Consider the following 15,197-nt stretch of genomic DNA (forward strand, 5'->3'; position numbering starts at 1 on the left):
GGATTTCAGAAGTTTAATAAATCTCAGATTATGAACGTCTAAAGTATAAGTAGCTGTGGAGAAAAAATCGGCACAAGAGTTTTTTCAATCAGTAGATATTTTAAACCAGCTAACTGTTTACCAATAAGAAAGCTAATCCAAAGGTTAGTATCAATAATAACTTTAATCGGTGGCTTGTTGTCCATAAATTTCAGCCCTAACTTCCTCCACTTCTTCGGTAATTGTCTCTAGGGAAAGCTCATCAGTTTTAAAGGTTTCTAAAAGTTGGGTTAATTTTTGATTTAAAGTTTCTTTTTCGAGTTCTTTACTGAGTTTTATTTTGTCACTTTCTGGGAGTTGTTTAACCAAATCTAAAATCTGGTCAAAGTTTAAGGTTAGTTGGTAAGTTTTTTGGTTCATTTTCTCAAATTATTGTTTATTGATAAAGTTTAATTGCTCGCAGTGCATACTCAAAACAACGTTCCCGAATATCTATTTGTTTCTTCTATTCTTTTTGATAATTAACTTTTTGGGACATCTATTACTACTCTTTGCGAATTGTTTCTAGGTTTATCATTGTCATTGTTTAAATGCGCGACAGCTTATTCTCATTGCAGCAAATTACTAAAACAATTAAGCTAAAACTAATTCTAATTACTAATAAATTTTTCTCATTAATCTTCTCTTTCATAGTTCATATATCTAACCGACAGAAGCTAGGAGATTGATACCAATTCAGCAGTGGTGTCTTCTGAAATAAATTTTCGGAAGTCTAAGACTTCGATAAGAACTAGCATATCGTCATTAGAATAGTGCAAGATAACCTGTCCATTGTCTTCTGCATAACTGATAGGTTTATCCGATAACTCAATTAACAGGATATCAACATCTTTACTGTATTTAATCTTTTTCATATCTATTTGTCCTTCCAGGGTATAAAGTAATGATCAAGATAAAAGCACTAAATTCTCGACAAATAACTCGTAGAACTAAGTTTTCATTTAATCTCCTTTGAAAGATGACTTTGGATTCTGGCAATATTTCTATTTTATCAGGATTACAAATCGTAGCAATAATAAATTCTGGAGAAATATTTAGTTCGTGATTAGCAAGGATGTCGATTTTAAATTTCGCATGATCGCTAAATCGAATCTCTTTCATAATTCATAATTCATAATTTATCTATCGAGTTCTGTGAAAAGCTGATGTTTACATGAGCAAAATCCCTAAAATTAGACTTGATAAAAAACCTGAGATCGTTATATTCTACAGGTGACAAGCTTTTGCACGAGAGAGCCACGCCCCACGCACCAATTATATCATTAATTCTACCTGAATATCAAACACAGGAACTAGAAGCCTGTTCCGGATTACATTTGTTCTTGAAAAAGATTTTGAAATGGCTCCGTATTTTTCCAACGATAGGTATTAAAATCTCGATAATCAACGGAAAGAATTTGACCTGAACCTAATTCTTCTGCTAAAATAACCAAAGATGCGTCGGCTAAATCCATTGGCAAATCTCTATATTTTTGCATCAGTTCTTCAATGCGTTGGCAGTGCTTAGTTTTGAGGTTGAATACCTGTAGTTCTCCTGTGGAGATTTTATGAATAAGGGTTTTTGGGACATCTATTCCCACTCGTTTTTGTAGTAAGTAGCAAGTTTCAGTAACAACGCACCAGGTTGTAATAAATTGTTGATTGATGAATTTTTGGAATTGTTTTTTTGCCAATGGGTGAAGTGAGTCGTTTTTATTAGCAAGGACTAGCCAGAAACCAGTATCAACAATGATCATATTTTTGCTTAAGTTCACTTGTTAAATAGGTTTTATAGTTTTGCGAAAGGTCTGGTTCAGCCTCTATACAACCGATAAAGTCAGACCAATCTTCTGTTCGCTGCTCTTTCATTTCCTGTGGGTTGGGAGAATATCGTTTTTTGAGAATATCTACAAGTTCAAGAATAGTCTGTTGTGCGTCGGGGGGAAGGGACGCAATATCTTCTTCAATTGTTTCTAGGTTTATCATTGTCATTGTTTAAATGCGCGACAGCTTATTCTCATTGTAGCAAATTACTGAAACAATTAGGCTGAAACTAATTCAAATTTAACCTTTATTTTTAGGGCTGTAGCGATGAGATTTAGCAACAAAAAAGAGTTTCCTTCATAGTCAGCATTTTCTACGGCTTCAATAATAGATTCATCAGTATTAATTAATTCTGCTAAAGCTTTTGTTGAAAGATGATGTGTTTCCTTAATCTTAAATATTTTTCTGGCTACTTCGTCATCAATACGAGCCTTTTCTAATTCTAATTGACGTTCTGGATTATTAGCATAATAACGTTGGTAAAGAATTTGTAAGCCATCGGCTGTCGTTTGGTGTGTATTCATATCAACTCCTGAAAATAGGTGTGTAATTCGGGATTTTTTTCAAATTTAGCTGTGTTTTTAATTGCTTGCTCGATTTCCAGTGGTAGAACTTCTTTTTCTTTAATTATACCATGAGAAATGACCACAGCTTTGTTTTTATAAAAGAAATAAAGAATTCTATAATTTATTCCTTTAAAATTAACTCTCAATTCATAAATTTTGTCCCGCAAAAAGTCTGCTTCTGGTCTGCGTAATTCATATCCTAGTTCTGCCAGTCTTTGTAATTTGATAAAGCATTTGTTTTGAGCTTTGCCAGGAAGACTATCAAGCCATTCTATAATTGGTATATTACCTCTTTCATCTTGGTAAAAAATAAGTTGTATTTTTGGCATATTAAAGCTTTTATATATGTGAGTTTTCTAACAAATGATAAATTAAATAGTGTCAAGTATCGAGTTCCCAAAAAGCTGATGTTTACGGGAGCAAAACCCCTAAAATTAGACTTGACAAAAGACCTGAGATCGTTATATTCTACAGGTAACAAGCTTTTAAACGAGAGAGCCACGCCCCACGCACCAATTATATCATTCATTCTACCTGAATATCAAACAGGAACTAGAAACCTGTTACTAGGGAGAGATTACTGCGGGGGGGATATTCGGTAGCAGTTAAATAATCATAATAAAAACCACAGAGGACACAGAGGACACAGTGGCGGCTCTTGTCGGGTGCGTTAGTGATAGCGTAACACACCAATTTTCTTAAGATGGTGCGTTACGGCGCGGTAATAGTTTAATTATTAACAAATCTCCTTTAAATACGCGCAAACACGCACCCTACAAGCTACTAACAAGGCTCATTTTGACTCGTTGATTAAGGGCAGTGGCAATTTTTTGTAGCATTATTAGGGGATTGTCTTGATAGTCAGCGTCTTCTAGATCTTCAATAACGGATTGCTCAACATGGATTAGGTCGGCTAGTTGTTGTTGAGTTAATCCAGCATTCATACGAGCGTCATAAATCAATTGTGCGATTTCTGAGTTGAGGGATTCTAGGGCAATTTGTTCTTTGATTGTGGGATCGTCTGCAATCATTTGGTGAATGATTTTTACGGCATCTGTGGTTTTAGGCATTGTTTATTTCTCCTTGATAAGTATGAAGTTCTGGATTTTGTTTAAATTGTGCTTTTCTTTGGATAATTCTCTCGATGTCTTGTGAGGGAACGGCGGAAGTTTTTTTGATAAGAGCATGACCAATAATTGCTATATTTTGACCATGATAAAAATAGAGGATTCGATATTGTATGGTTCCCTGTTTGGCTCTAAGCTCCCAGATATCATTTCTGAGATAATCGGCAGCAGGGCGGCGCAGTTCATGACCTTGTGCGGCAAGTTGTTCGATTTTGGTTATACATTTGGCAAATCCTTTTTTATCAGTTTTGAGTAATTTCTGAAGCCACTCAACAACGGGTGAGATGCCTTCTGCTTCTTGATAAAAGATGATTTTTGTCTTTGGCACGTTTCTTTTGAAATAGTATGCGATGAAAAATCAATAAATGCAATCAGGTGATGGTGATGGGTATCGAATTGCTGGATAGCTCATAACCTCGTTGAAAAGAATTATGCGATCGCCCCTTGTTTATCTCCTAAATTAAACTTAGAAATTCCGCGATAATAGACATCAACATCGTTAAGTATCGAGTTCCCCAAAAGCTGATGTTTACGGGAGCAAAATCCCTCAAATTAGACTTGACAAAAAACCTGAGATCGTTATATTCTACAGGTAACAAGCTTTTGCACGAGAGAGCCACGCCCCACGCACCAATTATATCATTCATTCTACCTGAATATCAAACAGGAACTAGAAACCTGTTACTAGGGAGAGATTGCTACGGGGGGATATGCGGTAGCAGTTAAATAATCATAATAAAAACCACTCCAGACACAGTGGCGGCTCTTGTCGGGTGCGTTAGTGATAGCGTAACGCACCAATTTTCTTAAGATGGTGCGTTACGGCGCAATCATAATTTAATTATAACAAATCTCCTTTAAATATGCGCCTAACACACCCTACAAGCTACTTAACGGTGTTAACTCCCTACAAGAATTTAATTGGAAACACCTAATTCTTTTAGTCTATCCAGAGAGTTTTGATACCAAGTTTGATTATTTTGTTGTCGATGAAGTTGGGATGCTTGGCGAAAATCCTTAATTGCCTTTTCATTGTCATTTAATTCTTTGTATATTAAACCGCGATTATAGTAGGGAACAGCAAAGTCAGGATTGAGTTTAATTGCTTGATTGTAGTCGGCAATCGCGCCTTGCTTATCTCCTAAATTATACTTAGCCCATCCGCGATTATTGTAGGGAAAAGCAAAGTCGGGATTGAGTTTAATGGCTTGATTGTAGTCCTTGATCGCCCCTTGTTTATCTCCTAAATTATACTTAGCCCATCCGCGATTATTGTAGACATCAGCATCATCAGGATTGAGTTTAATCGCTTGATTGTAGTCCTTGATCGCTCCTTGTTTGTCTCCTAATTGAGACTTAGCAACTCCGCGCCAAAAGTAGGTATTAGCATAGTCAGGTTTAAGTTTAATCGCTTGATTGTAGTCCGCAATCGCCCCTTGATTATGTCCTAAATTATACTTAGCAAGTCCGCGAGAAATGTAGGCATCAGCATCATCAGGATTGAGTTTAATCGCTTGATTGTAGTCTGCAATCGCTCCTAGTTTATCTCCTAAATTAGACTTAGCACTTCCGCGATCATAGTAGGCATTAGCATAGTCAGGATTGATTTGAATTGCTTGATTAAAGTCCTTGATAGCCCCTTGATTATCTCCTAAATTATACTTATCAACTCCATTATTATGGTAGGCTACAGCATCGTCAGAATTGAGTTTGATCGCTTGATTTTGATCCGCAATCGCCCCTTGATTATCTCCTAAATTATAATTGCCTATACTGTAAATTGCTAGTCCGATCACCCCCCCAAATACAATCATCCCAATGCCGTTATATAGCCATTTACGTCTAGTTATTCCTGATGGATTCTTAATTTTTCTCTGAGGAGGAGGTGAAACGGGGGGAGGTTGTACTACAGATCTACTTGAGGGAGGATTATTCAACACTGTCAGAACTTCTGAAGCTGATTGATAGCGCTGACTAGACTTATCTTCTAACATCTTGTTGAGGAGATTCGCTAAAAAATCACTAATTGATCTTTTTTGCGATTTTAATACCGATTGCCATAACCATCGCCGCTGATTCACAGCATAGACTGGATCTGGCAAATTATTGTTACTTTGGGGGAAACATCCTGTTAATAAACGGACACAGGTAGCGGCTAAACTATATAAATCACTAGCGGCGACTGCACTGCCCATGATATGTTCATAAGCAGCATAACCCGGAGTATATAAACCTGTCCCCATTTGGGAGGTTTGCTCTTTAATTCCCCCAAAATCAATTAACATCAATTTACCGTCACTCCGACGACGCATCAGATTATCCGGTTTGATGTCACGATGGATCAATCCTTTAGAATGGAGATAGACAAGGACTGGTAATAATTGCTGTAATATTTCCTTGATTTTCTGTTCACTAAATCTTCCTTCTCTTTGATACTCTTGAAGCAGGGTTTCTCCTTCAATAAACTCTTGGACTAAATAGAGGGAGTTCCCCTGAGAGAAGTAATCATAAACGGTGGGGATTTGTTCGTGTTTTAATTCATCTAATTTTTCCGCTTCTCTTTGAAATAACTCCTTAGACTTCTCCAGAGCAGCTCCCTGCATTTGAGCGATAAATTTTTTAATAACCCGGGGTTTTTCCTTAAAATTCAAGTCCTTAGCTTGATAAGTTCTACCGAATGCGCCTTCCCCTAATACTCCGACAATGAGATAACGGCTATGAAAAGAATATGATTGGCTAGTTTGGCTTAAATTTCCGCCACATCCTTGACAATAGCTATAATGAGTCGGATTTTGAGGATGGGAACATTCGGGATTGAGACAGTAGAGGATACTCATAAATCATCTGGAGGAATTTGATTAAGTACCTAAAAAAATTGATGATCTCATTGAGAGAAGATGTGTAGGCTCCCTGAGTCGGTTACAAATCCCGTCAAAAAACCAAAATTAACAATCCGCCGTAACGCACCAATTCTATCATTAATTCTACCTGAATATCAAACAGCAACTAGAAGCCTGTTCCGCGGCAGTGGGAGTTAGGGGTTGCTAACAGGGGGAACAGTGATGACAAAGCGGATGACAGTTCCGATAACTGCTGTTGCCAAGATGGTGATTAATGCCCAAATTTGGGCTTTCTGGGAGCCTTTAATCTCTTTTAGATCACCTTGTAAGGTGTTGAATTCTCCCTGTAATGCCTTGAGATCTCCCTTTACTTCGGCCTCGAATCTGACTTGAACAATCCTGATCTCTGTGACATCTTTCTGGAGCGCGTCTAGCTTCTGATTGGTCTCTTTAAGATTCTGATTAATCTGGTCTAGGATTTTTCCTAAATCGGTTTCGATGGTGAGGCCGCTCATGGGTTAGACTCCTAATTAAGTGGTGCTGTTGTTTCTGACTTAGATTTCAGTGTTTGAACAAATTGTAAAACTTTTTGTTGCTTTTCTGGTGTCAGTTCTCGCCATTGTTTAAGTATTTCTTCTTCTTTACCCATAAATACCTCGCTCTTGAATTATGAATTGTTTGGTTTTGAGCAAGGCTCATTAATAAAAACCACTCCAGACACAGAGGAAACAAAGATCATATCATTTTGGGTTTGCGGTGGACGTTGTAGAATAGAGAAAACCTACTACGCTGATAGATACCATGCCCTCTCCTGCTATTACCACGATCATCAAGATGGTTGAGTCTCTGCCTGATGAGCTTCAAGAGCAGTTAGTAGATTATGTTCGAGCTTATATTGCAGAAATTGAAGAAGAAAAACGATGGGATCAGTCGTTTAAACAGACGAAGAATAATCTAGTCGCAGCAGCCCGAAAAGCCAAAGAAGAGATTGCAGCAGGCTTGTCCACGCCGATGGATTATGAGCAGCTATGAATTCCGCGACATTGCCCTCATTTTGGCAGAAGTATCGCGACTTGAAACCAGCAGTCAAAGCCGGAGCCAGGAAAGCATATCGGTGATGGGTAGAGAATCCGTTTCATCCGTCGTTAAATTTTAAGTGTATTGACAGCGACGAAGATATTTGGTCAGTGCGTGTAACGAAGAGTCATCGAGCTTTGCGGGTGCTGTCAGGGGATACAGTGACCTGGTTTTGGATTGGCGATCATGATGAGTACGAAAAGTTTTATTCGTAAAACAGAGGAACTACAAGCCTATTCCACTCGAACTTTAAAAACCCCCTTGCCACTCTCCTATACTTTTTAAACAGGATTTAGTATCACTCCCTCATAATGACATTCGATAAACTAGATGGCATAGCGACTTTTTTCGGAAGTATCAAAGCGAGCAAGCGTAATTTTTTTGGCGAGGATAGAAGTTTTTCGAGGCAAAAAAACAGAACGTTGCCGGAAATATTCGCTAAAATATTGACGGTAGAGAGGACAACTGACTCGGCAAAACTTACCTTGTCGGTGAATTAGTCCGAGACTTTCTAGGTGAAAAGCCGCCATTAAATCAATTTCTATGTCTTTTTCCGCCATCACCACCTTAGCAAAGATAGCCGCTAAATTGCCCTTTAAGTATTGCAGATGCCAAAGTAAACGTTTAAGATGGCCTGCAAAAATATTATTTTCCTCGCCGATAGAAGTAGCCAAAATGCTTTCTAGGCTACAATTACCCCGAGCAAGATGATAGCAAGCAAGACGAATTAAATAGGGATTACCCCCTAGAAATATCCGTAGTTTTTCGCAGTCAAAATTCTGATCTAATCCCTGTATTTGACTTAATTCTCGTACTTGTGCGCTGGTAAAATTAGGCAATTCGATCGGTAAACCAAGACTAAAAGGAGATTGATAGATATCTGAGGTTTTATCAAGCTCCTGTGCAGGGGAATAGGCAACAATTAAACGTAATTTTTGCCAGAGAGGTTTGTTTTTGCCTTCCTCGTGCCAGAGGTGCAGAATACTAAAAAATTCTTCCCTTAGCTGTGGATAGGGTAAAAGATATTCAAGATCATCAAAGGCAAGCACTAAAGGGCGATCAAGATGGGAGAGAATATGCTTTTCCAGATAGATTTTACAGTTAATTTTACCCCCTAAGAAGTCATCCCAATCCTGTGGGAGATGATTGTCTAAATCTAACTGGCGACTAATACTAACACAAAGCCAACGCAGCCAGTGATTTAAATCTTGAAAAATTGAGCTTTCTGCTAACCGAAAACTGAAATAAAGTGTATGGTATTGCTGTTGTTGTGCATGATTAATAATTCTGGTTATCAGGGAAGTTTTTCCCATTTTTCTGGCCGCATTAATCCGGATCAGACTACCCCCGCGCAAGATCTCTTGATAACAAGTCTGTTCTAGATTGTTTCTGTGAATATAAAAGGGGGAATCGAGGGGGACTTGTCCCTCTGGTAACTCAGGCAATAGTTGAGGATTAATAGTATTAGTTTCTGGTAAGTTAGGACGATAATAATCGCTATTTTCTAAAGTTAAATTAAAAGCTTGAAAACAATGTTTCAGGGTTTGTTTATCCACTCCTGATTCACAAGCAAATACCTTCATCAGAGTATCTACCCCTAAAAGAGTTTTCTCGCTGAGGACTTCTAGGGTGAAGCGATGACCGCAATTATCCCGATATTCCGCTTCTTGTTTGGCAGTAAGTAATTTTTCTAGTCCCGTGGTGGTGAGGATAACCCCGCGTCTGCGGCGCTGTTTTTCCGGTTTTTCCATGATATTTTTTCCCTGTCCTGAACCCAAACTCTGCACCTCTAGAGGTTTTGAGTTTCCTATAGACTTCTCCTCAACAGGGAAACAATCAATTCCGTAATTTTACTGGTTTAGCCATCAAAAAGCTAGGAAAAATAACCAGACCACTTATTTTCTTCCCCGTCCGAGTTATTTCTGGGATGGGGGTAAATCTTAGCCTACTTGCTGACGATAGCTATTCATTTCTAGGCTATCTTCCCCATAAAGATCCTCAATGTGTTCATGACAACAATCGATCGCAAATTGCTCAAATTCTCCCGGTTCAATTTGATACATTTTGGCAAAAATATCGGGTTGAACACGACAAAATTCTGGTCTCTGGTCATAAATCGTACAGAGACGGGTTTGGCGATCAAAGTGTATACACCAACCTTCTTCCCCAACCATGCTGAGATATTGACTTAATTGTGCGGGAGTCAGATATTCTTCTAAGTCAGGACGCTCATCGGGATTTAGTTGACAACAAGCTCCACAATTTTTAATACATTTCCAATTGGCCATATAACCGGTGTGCCGCGATGAATTAATCCTAGTACCTACTGACTAGCTTACTAGCAAATAGTCGCAATTTTGCCTTCCCGCAGCAATTCCCCTCAATAGTTTTAATCTAACCCAGCGATCGGGAGTGAAAGCTTGACGAGGCAAGAATCTAATAAAATGGGCGTTGTAAGGGTCGAACTTACGGCATCCTGCTTGTAAGGCAGGCGCTCTACCACTGAGCTAAACGCCCGAATCAATTTCGCACTTTCTCAGTATAACACATATTTTCAAAAAAGTATATTATTTTTTTGAGCGAGTTAATTTTTTTCCGATGCCCTCTGGTCGAACTCACGATCGCATTACCCTAATTCTGTTGCTACCGATTGCGGGGGCGAGTTTTTTGGTCAGTGGCAGTGGTAACTTAACCTTGTTACTGTTGGCCAGTTATTTGTTTAGCGGATTTCTGTTTGGACCGGATCTTGACATCCACTCGGTACAGTACAAACGTTGGGGTTATCTGCGCTGGTTGTGGCTACCCTATCGTTCCATGATCCGTCATCGCGGTTGGTTATCCCACGGTTTATTGATCGGCACAATTTTTCGGTTATTTTATCTTGGTAGTTTTCTTTTACTAGCGGCGATCGTGATCATTCCGATCCTGCAAAGTTTCTGGGGTATAGACTGGGATTGGCGACTGTGGCCGCAGCAAGCGATCACTTGGTTGCAACAGTATCCCCGGGTAGCGATCGCTATTTTCCTGGGTTTAGAATTAGGGGCGATGAGTCATAGTTGTAGTGATTGGATCGGATCGGCCTATAAACGTTCTCGAAAAGGGAGGAACAAAAAACGTTAAGACAAGGCTGAAAATTATAGCGTTTTTCAGTCTGCTGAGGTAAGCTAAGACGCATTTAAAGCACTTATTCTTAAGATTAGCCGAATCTCCCCCAATCCCTTTACTGTTGCCTCTTGCCTCTTGCCTCTTGCCTCGTCTCAACAAGCAATTTAAATGCTTAACAGCTTACAAAAGTTATGGGTTTTAGGCAAAGGGAAAGAGGGAAGAAAAATAGGTGTACCTCACTAGCTTAGGAAACGCTATATCTCGATTTAATGTCTGGCACTGTTAGGCTATCGTTAACTACAGATCATGGCCTGCTTGACTTTTAGGAAACCGAAGCATAGCATAAACAAAACTTGAGAGAATAAAATTATGGAAACTAATGGATATAAATCGGAATGGCGATTGTTTGGCAAAACCCCTTTTTTACCGACCTATTGGTGGGATGTAGGGGCAATTGTTTTAATCTTACTGGCAACAATTGTCATTAATTCGCGCATGATCCGTCATGGACTAAATGGATTGGGCGATTTACGTTGGCATATTACTTGGATTCAGCATTTTTCCGAACAGATTAGAGAAGGTATTTTCTATCCTCGCTGGTTAGCAGGAACTAACTTCGGTTACGGTAGTCCCACCTTTGTGTTCTATCCACCTCTCGTCTATTACATTGCCTCTTTTTTCCAACTAATTGGACTCAATAGCGAACAAGCGATTAGCACGGTTTTTTCTTTGGGGATTTTGCTGATCGGGAGTGCCTTTTATCTCTATGGTCGCAGTCAGTGGCATCCCTTAGCAGCTTTCGGAGGTGCTGTTTTTTACATGACCTCTCCCTTTGTCTTCGGTCTGCTCAATGGTGGAGGATTAGCGAGTCTATTTGCCCTAATTTGGATTCCTATCGGTCTATTTGTGATTGATAGAGCGATTCATCGGGTGCCATGGCGAATTGCTCTGGCTTGCTTTTGTATGCTGGTCGCTTTAACCCATACACCCAGTTTGCTCATTTATGCGATCGCTGGAGGTTTGTATACTTTATCTTTGTGGCGACGGTATTCTTTCAGACAAGTTTTTGTCACTCTTACATTTATGGCTTTAGGTTTGGCGATGGCTGCTTTTTACCTACTGCCGGCAGTTTTAGAACAGCCCTTCACCAACATCAATTACGTCTTTGCCTTTTTGGGTGATTATATCAATTTCTTAGACTTATTGACTCAAAACTTTCGTAATCAACTTTTTTTACAGTTATTCTGTTTGTTTACTCTCGCTCTCATCGCCTATCTGAGCCAGAGGTCATCAGCAGCCCAAAAAAGAAATATTATCTACGCCGTAGCAGTAATGCTAGTAGTTTTATTCTTGGTCAGTCCAGGGTCAAATTGGATTTGGCAATCGATTCCACCACTGCAAAAGCTAGAAACTCCCAACAGGCTCCTGTCATTATTATTCTTCGCCGGTGCTTATCTGTGCAGTGTGGCTATTGATGGACTGCTACGAGGAGGTTATTTCTGGAAATTCTTGGGTTTAACTGTCATTACCTTGATTATTCTTTTTAACCTGCGTTCTGGTCTCAAGAACACTTATGCTTATCCTGCCCTTCATAGTGGTGGCAAAGGCAAAGTCTTTATCCGTCCTTGGATAGAAACTATTCTTAACGATCCCTTCTCAGATAAACTGATCGACGTTCCCGAGTACCGCCCCTTATTGCCAGCATCGGGCAATTATCCAGATTTTGTCCGGGAAAGATATTCCGATTCGGGACTACCCTTAACTTTAACTGCCAATACCCCCCTTCCGGTTCCCCAAATTGGAGAACCGCGATTTTCCCTGGTTAGTGGTCAGGGGCAAGTGAAAGTCGAACATTGGGGAAGTTATCACCGAAAATTAAAGGTAGAAGTCCAAGAAGCTGCCACCCTGCGAATCCGTCTTTATCATTATCCCGCTTGGCAGTTAACCGTTAATGGTCAACCCCAACCCCTAGAAATGGGCAAGGATGGAACTATACTGGTCAAGTTAGCGCCAGGTAGTTATATCCTACAGCTATCCTACGGTTGGACAAATGCTCTGATCGCTGGCACTGCGATCGCTTTTTGTGCTTTCCTAACGCTATTGGGTTACGGTGTATTTCTGTGGCGAAAAGGTTTACTTTTCGGAACTACGCCCTAAATCTTTAGATCTATGATAGGCCGCCACTACTGCCTCGATAATAGTCGATCGAAAAGAGCCTTTTTCCAATTGTCTCACCCCGGCAATCGTGGTTCCTCCGGGGCTAGTGACGCGATCCTTTAATTCCCCCGGATGTATGGCCGATTCTTTTAATAGGGTTGCCGTCCCCAAAACCGTTTCTAGGGCCAATTGAGACGCGATCGATCGCGGTAATCCGGCCGCCACACCACCATCACTTAAAGCTTCCACCATTAGGGCCACAAATGCTGGGCCCGATCCCGATAATCCCGTTACCGCGTCCATCAAAGCCTCGGGAACTTCCACCACCGAACCGACCGCGGCAAAAATATCTCTGGCTACGGCCAGATGTTCCGGTTCCGCATGACGACCGGCTGCGATTGCCGTAACCCCTTGTCCCACCGTGGCGGGGGTATTGGGCATCGTCCGGATCACGGGGCGATCGGGAAAGCCCATTTCTAAGCGATTGAGGGTAACTCCTGCTAAAATCGAGATAATTAGGGGTTTTTCGGGTATTCCCAGCAAGCTATTGACTACTTGCTCTAAAATTTGCGGTTTTACCGCTAAGATTAACACCTCAGTTGCTCTGGCGGCTTCCCGGTTATCCTCACTGACTTGCACTCCGTAGGTATTAACCCAAAAGTTGCGCCGTTGGGGTTGGGGTTCACTGACTAACACCGTTTCCGGACTATAAATATTTTTTTTTAATAAACGGCTGAGAATGGCCTCGGCCATCACTCCACCGCCAATAATTCCTAAACGAATAGACACAGTATTATTGAAAGTAAAAAGTAAAAAAGAGTGAATCCTCTCGAGAATCGATCGATTTCTAGCTTCGACAAACTTGACGAGAGGACTATGGGAGGATTCATTGAGCTAATCGACTGCTTTCGACTCCCCAAGCAGGTGTGGAGGAAACGGGACGAGCTATTTTCGGGTTATCGGTGATATCGTGAATAGTTCCGGAAAGGGTGCTAACTTTAACGCAGCTGGGGGTAAATAGGAAAATACTCTCACCGATGCGTTCTTGATGACCATCAATCGCATAAGTGCCACCGGCGACAAAATCCACGGCTCTTTGTGCTTCTTCGGGATCCATGACGTTGAGGTTTAAAACCACCGATTTGCGTTCTCTCAGGGTTTGGATAACTTGGGGCATTTCCTCGAAGGAATGGGGCTCGATCACGACCACTTCTGCATTATTGTTGTTAATACCTGGCATACCGATCACGTTGCTTCTGTTGAGTCCCATAGATGTGGCTGTACTGAGATTTAAAGGTTCGCGTTGACGACGATTGAGGGGATCTTCTTCTTCGTTTTGACCCCTATCTTGGGGGGAAGACTTTTCCCAGTTCATTTCTTCGTAGTCGGTTTCGTCTTCGTCTTCCGGTTGTTCGGAGATACCGACAAAATCTTTGAGTTTGGTAAAAATGTTGTTCACAGTCTAAGTGTCCTTCAAAAGATTTTTTTGGGTGGTCTTGGCCAGAGTCGGGGTTGTTTTAGTTACCCTTAACAATTTTGGCTCTCACTTGGTACAGGAGAACTGTTTTGTTAAGGGGGCATCCATCTAGTGGATGGAACTAAATTTTTCCTTCTAGTCGTCTGGGGGCAGCGGTTAGTTCCCTCTTTTCAGTTATCAATTATCAGTTATCAGTTATCAGGGGATAGTTTTTAGGGATTGGGAAAAAGTCAATTCCTCATTTCTAACCAGCAACTTCTAGACTAGACGCTGTAATTCTAAGATATATTGTCACCAATTATTAAAATTTCTAGAGGTTTTTTCTGTAAATTTACGCAGATGGTTCAGTAAATGCGATCACCAAAGATGCCAGTTCCCACCCGGATCAAAGTGGCTCCGGCCTTGATTGCCAGAGGATAATCGTTAGACATCCCCATGGATAGATGCGGCAGGCATAAACTAGAGCTATTCTCGATTATTTGGGCTAAATCGCCAGTTTTTTCAAAGGCGGCTAACTTTTCCCCGTCGGATAATCCTTGGGGCAGAATTGTCATCAAACCCTGAATTTTTAGCTGTTTACAGTTGACTAAAGCGGGAATATCTGCTATGAGTTCGTCCGTGTCCCAACCGAACTTATCGGGATCGGGGACAACTTTCACCTGTAGCAAAACTTGGGGATTAATCTCTAATTCTGAGGCCAGGCGATCGAGTCTTTGGGCTAATTTTAAACTATCGAGGGAATGGATTAAATCAAAAGATTCTAGAACTTTGCGGGCTTTATTTGCCTGTAGATGCCCGATAAAGTGCCAAGAAATATCTGGCAGGTCTTTTAGTTCTTGCTGCTTCGAGATTGCTTCCTGTAGCTTACTTTCGGCAAAATCTCTCACTCCTGCCCGGTAAGCTTGACGGATATAATCACTCGATACCTGTTTACTGACGGCAATCAGGCGCGCGGAGGGGGGTAGGGTAAGACGGATTGACTCGATGCGACTAGCGATCGTCATGA

Annotated in this window: 22 protein-coding genes and 1 tRNA gene; 3 read left to right on the forward strand and 20 right to left on the reverse strand. The window is 40.6% G+C overall.

Annotated elements, in window-relative coordinates; all coding sequences use genetic code 11:
- Positions 1-38 precede the first annotated feature (38 nt).
- From MICAI_RS23070 to MICAI_RS27515, 14 genes are all read right to left on the reverse strand, one after another.
- Entirely contained in the window at positions 39-185 is a 147-nt protein-coding gene (locus MICAI_RS23070; RefSeq protein ID WP_008198101.1) for a putative toxin-antitoxin system toxin component, PIN family, read from the reverse strand.
- Positions 163-399 carry a type II toxin-antitoxin system VapB15 family antitoxin gene (gene vap15 / locus MICAI_RS03955; protein WP_002762933.1) on the reverse strand — a complete coding sequence of 79 codons (237 nt, stop codon included), beginning with the start codon at positions 397-399 and terminating at the stop codon, positions 163-165. The genes MICAI_RS23070 and vap15 overlap by 23 nt, the downstream gene beginning before the upstream one ends.
- A 296-nt stretch (positions 400-695) precedes the next feature.
- Positions 696-893 (reverse strand): DUF2283 domain-containing protein, encoded by a 198-nt coding sequence (locus MICAI_RS03960; protein WP_008198105.1) that lies wholly within the window; start codon positions 891-893, stop codon positions 696-698.
- Positions 880-1,140, reverse strand: coding sequence for a DUF4258 domain-containing protein (locus MICAI_RS03965; RefSeq protein WP_008198107.1), 261 nt, complete (start codon positions 1,138-1,140; stop codon positions 880-882). Before MICAI_RS03965 ends, MICAI_RS03960 begins: the two co-directional genes overlap by 14 nt.
- A gap of 209 nt (positions 1,141-1,349) precedes the next feature.
- Positions 1,350-1,775, reverse strand: coding sequence for a type II toxin-antitoxin system VapC family toxin (locus MICAI_RS03970; protein ID WP_008198109.1), 426 nt, complete (start codon positions 1,773-1,775; stop codon positions 1,350-1,352).
- Positions 1,762-2,004 carry a hypothetical protein gene (locus MICAI_RS03975; protein WP_081504649.1) on the reverse strand — a complete coding sequence of 81 codons (243 nt, stop codon included), beginning with the start codon at positions 2,002-2,004 and terminating at the stop codon, positions 1,762-1,764. The genes MICAI_RS03970 and MICAI_RS03975 overlap by 14 nt, the downstream gene beginning before the upstream one ends.
- Before the next feature lie 56 nt (positions 2,005-2,060).
- On the reverse strand, positions 2,061-2,366 hold the full coding sequence (locus MICAI_RS03980) for a hypothetical protein (RefSeq protein ID WP_002793555.1): 306 nt from the start codon (positions 2,364-2,366) through the stop codon (positions 2,061-2,063).
- Entirely contained in the window at positions 2,363-2,737 is a 375-nt protein-coding gene (locus tag MICAI_RS03985) for a type II toxin-antitoxin system RelE/ParE family toxin (RefSeq protein ID WP_008198114.1), read from the reverse strand. The genes MICAI_RS03980 and MICAI_RS03985 overlap by 4 nt, the downstream gene beginning before the upstream one ends.
- Positions 2,738-2,960: 223 nt before the next feature.
- The gene (locus MICAI_RS26255) at positions 2,961-3,098 is read right to left on the reverse strand and encodes a hypothetical protein (RefSeq protein ID WP_198285279.1); all 138 of its coding nucleotides are present in this window, start codon (positions 3,096-3,098) and stop codon (positions 2,961-2,963) included.
- Positions 3,099-3,181: 83 nt separating this feature from the next.
- On the reverse strand, positions 3,182-3,478 hold the full coding sequence (locus tag MICAI_RS03995; protein ID WP_002731911.1) for a helix-turn-helix domain-containing protein: 297 nt from the start codon (positions 3,476-3,478) through the stop codon (positions 3,182-3,184).
- The gene (locus tag MICAI_RS04000) at positions 3,471-3,863 is read right to left on the reverse strand and encodes a type II toxin-antitoxin system RelE/ParE family toxin (protein WP_002775262.1); all 393 of its coding nucleotides are present in this window, start codon (positions 3,861-3,863) and stop codon (positions 3,471-3,473) included. Before MICAI_RS04000 ends, MICAI_RS03995 begins: the two co-directional genes overlap by 8 nt.
- A 589-nt stretch (positions 3,864-4,452) precedes the next feature.
- Positions 4,453-6,372 (reverse strand): serine/threonine-protein kinase, encoded by a 1,920-nt coding sequence (locus MICAI_RS22435; RefSeq protein ID WP_008198125.1) that lies wholly within the window; start codon positions 6,370-6,372, stop codon positions 4,453-4,455.
- 197 nt (positions 6,373-6,569) lie between these two features.
- Positions 6,570-6,890 (reverse strand): hypothetical protein, encoded by a 321-nt coding sequence (locus tag MICAI_RS04010; protein ID WP_002796305.1) that lies wholly within the window; start codon positions 6,888-6,890, stop codon positions 6,570-6,572.
- 11 nt (positions 6,891-6,901) lie between these two features.
- Positions 6,902-7,024 carry a hypothetical protein gene (locus tag MICAI_RS27515; RefSeq protein ID WP_002762935.1) on the reverse strand — a complete coding sequence of 41 codons (123 nt, stop codon included), beginning with the start codon at positions 7,022-7,024 and terminating at the stop codon, positions 6,902-6,904.
- Positions 7,025-7,176: 152 nt separating this feature from the next.
- Here MICAI_RS27515 and MICAI_RS04015 point away from each other — a divergent pair, with 152 nt between their 5' ends.
- Positions 7,177-7,407, forward strand: a complete 231-nt coding sequence (locus MICAI_RS04015) for a hypothetical protein (protein ID WP_008198130.1) — start codon at positions 7,177-7,179, stop codon at positions 7,405-7,407.
- A 371-nt stretch (positions 7,408-7,778) separates the two neighbouring features.
- On the opposite strand, the gene MICAI_RS04020 is transcribed toward MICAI_RS04015, so the two are convergent.
- The 3 genes from MICAI_RS04020 to MICAI_RS04030 form a co-directional block, all read right to left on the reverse strand.
- The gene (locus MICAI_RS04020; RefSeq protein ID WP_039899573.1) at positions 7,779-9,203 is read right to left on the reverse strand and encodes an AAA-like domain-containing protein; all 1,425 of its coding nucleotides are present in this window, start codon (positions 9,201-9,203) and stop codon (positions 7,779-7,781) included.
- A gap of 189 nt (positions 9,204-9,392) precedes the next feature.
- Positions 9,393-9,740, reverse strand: coding sequence for a YkgJ family cysteine cluster protein (locus tag MICAI_RS04025; RefSeq protein WP_002800396.1), 348 nt, complete (start codon positions 9,738-9,740; stop codon positions 9,393-9,395).
- Between the two features lie 157 nt (positions 9,741-9,897).
- Positions 9,898-9,969 (reverse strand) — tRNA-Val (locus MICAI_RS04030).
- A gap of 81 nt (positions 9,970-10,050) precedes the next feature.
- Between MICAI_RS04030 and MICAI_RS04035 the strand changes: the two genes are divergently transcribed.
- On the forward strand, positions 10,051-10,572 hold the full coding sequence (locus tag MICAI_RS04035) for a metal-binding protein (protein WP_008198137.1): 522 nt from the start codon (positions 10,051-10,053) through the stop codon (positions 10,570-10,572).
- A gap of 354 nt (positions 10,573-10,926) precedes the next feature.
- Complete coding sequence (locus MICAI_RS04040) at positions 10,927-12,714, forward strand: 6-pyruvoyl-tetrahydropterin synthase-related protein (protein WP_008198140.1); 1,788 nt, start codon at positions 10,927-10,929, stop codon at positions 12,712-12,714.
- Here MICAI_RS04040 and proC read toward each other — a convergent pair.
- From proC to MICAI_RS04055, 3 genes are all read right to left on the reverse strand, one after another.
- Positions 12,691-13,503, reverse strand: a complete 813-nt coding sequence (proC, locus tag MICAI_RS04045; RefSeq protein ID WP_008198142.1) for a pyrroline-5-carboxylate reductase — start codon at positions 13,501-13,503, stop codon at positions 12,691-12,693. The genes MICAI_RS04040 and proC overlap by 24 nt on opposite strands.
- A 97-nt stretch (positions 13,504-13,600) precedes the next feature.
- On the reverse strand, positions 13,601-14,173 hold the full coding sequence (locus MICAI_RS04050; RefSeq protein WP_008198144.1) for a cell division protein SepF: 573 nt from the start codon (positions 14,171-14,173) through the stop codon (positions 13,601-13,603).
- 362 nt (positions 14,174-14,535) lie between these two features.
- Entirely contained in the window at positions 14,536-15,195 is a 660-nt protein-coding gene (locus MICAI_RS04055) for a YggS family pyridoxal phosphate-dependent enzyme (RefSeq protein WP_008198147.1), read from the reverse strand.
- Positions 15,196-15,197 lie beyond the last annotated feature (2 nt).

It is taken from the genome of Microcystis sp. T1-4 (assembly GCF_000297435.1).
Classification (GTDB): domain Bacteria; phylum Cyanobacteriota; class Cyanobacteriia; order Cyanobacteriales; family Microcystaceae; genus Microcystis.

Excerpts from the sequence above, each read along its gene's own strand:
- MICAI_RS23070 (WP_008198101.1), bottom strand. The coding sequence starts at position 185 with ATGGACAACAAGCCACCGATTAAAGTTATTATTGATACTAACCTTTGG.
- vap15 (WP_002762933.1), bottom strand. The coding sequence starts at position 399 with ATGAACCAAAAAACTTACCAACTAACCTTAAACTTTGACCAGATTTTA.
- MICAI_RS03960 (WP_008198105.1), bottom strand. The coding sequence starts at position 893 with ATGAAAAAGATTAAATACAGTAAAGATGTTGATATCCTGTTAATTGAG.
- MICAI_RS03965 (WP_008198107.1), bottom strand. The coding sequence starts at position 1,140 with ATGAAAGAGATTCGATTTAGCGATCATGCGAAATTTAAAATCGACATC.
- MICAI_RS03970 (WP_008198109.1), bottom strand. The coding sequence starts at position 1,775 with ATGATCATTGTTGATACTGGTTTCTGGCTAGTCCTTGCTAATAAAAAC.
- MICAI_RS03975 (WP_081504649.1), bottom strand. The coding sequence starts at position 2,004 with ATGATAAACCTAGAAACAATTGAAGAAGATATTGCGTCCCTTCCCCCC.
- MICAI_RS03980 (WP_002793555.1), bottom strand. The coding sequence starts at position 2,366 with ATGAATACACACCAAACGACAGCCGATGGCTTACAAATTCTTTACCAA.
- MICAI_RS03985 (WP_008198114.1), bottom strand. The coding sequence starts at position 2,737 with ATGCCAAAAATACAACTTATTTTTTACCAAGATGAAAGAGGTAATATA.
- MICAI_RS03995 (WP_002731911.1), bottom strand. The coding sequence starts at position 3,478 with ATGCCTAAAACCACAGATGCCGTAAAAATCATTCACCAAATGATTGCA.
- MICAI_RS22435 (WP_008198125.1), bottom strand. The coding sequence starts at position 6,372 with ATGAGTATCCTCTACTGTCTCAATCCCGAATGTTCCCATCCTCAAAAT.
- MICAI_RS04010 (WP_002796305.1), bottom strand. The coding sequence starts at position 6,890 with ATGAGCGGCCTCACCATCGAAACCGATTTAGGAAAAATCCTAGACCAG.
- MICAI_RS27515 (WP_002762935.1), bottom strand. The coding sequence starts at position 7,024 with ATGGGTAAAGAAGAAGAAATACTTAAACAATGGCGAGAACTGACACCA.
- MICAI_RS04015 (WP_008198130.1), top strand. The coding sequence starts at position 7,177 with ATGCCCTCTCCTGCTATTACCACGATCATCAAGATGGTTGAGTCTCTG.
- MICAI_RS04020 (WP_039899573.1), bottom strand. The coding sequence starts at position 9,203 with ATGGAAAAACCGGAAAAACAGCGCCGCAGACGCGGGGTTATCCTCACC.
- MICAI_RS04025 (WP_002800396.1), bottom strand. The coding sequence starts at position 9,740 with ATGGCCAATTGGAAATGTATTAAAAATTGTGGAGCTTGTTGTCAACTA.
- MICAI_RS04035 (WP_008198137.1), top strand. The coding sequence starts at position 10,051 with ATGCCCTCTGGTCGAACTCACGATCGCATTACCCTAATTCTGTTGCTA.
- MICAI_RS04040 (WP_008198140.1), top strand. The coding sequence starts at position 10,927 with ATGGAAACTAATGGATATAAATCGGAATGGCGATTGTTTGGCAAAACC.
- MICAI_RS04055 (WP_008198147.1), bottom strand. The coding sequence starts at position 15,195 with ATGACGATCGCTAGTCGCATCGAGTCAATCCGTCTTACCCTACCCCCC.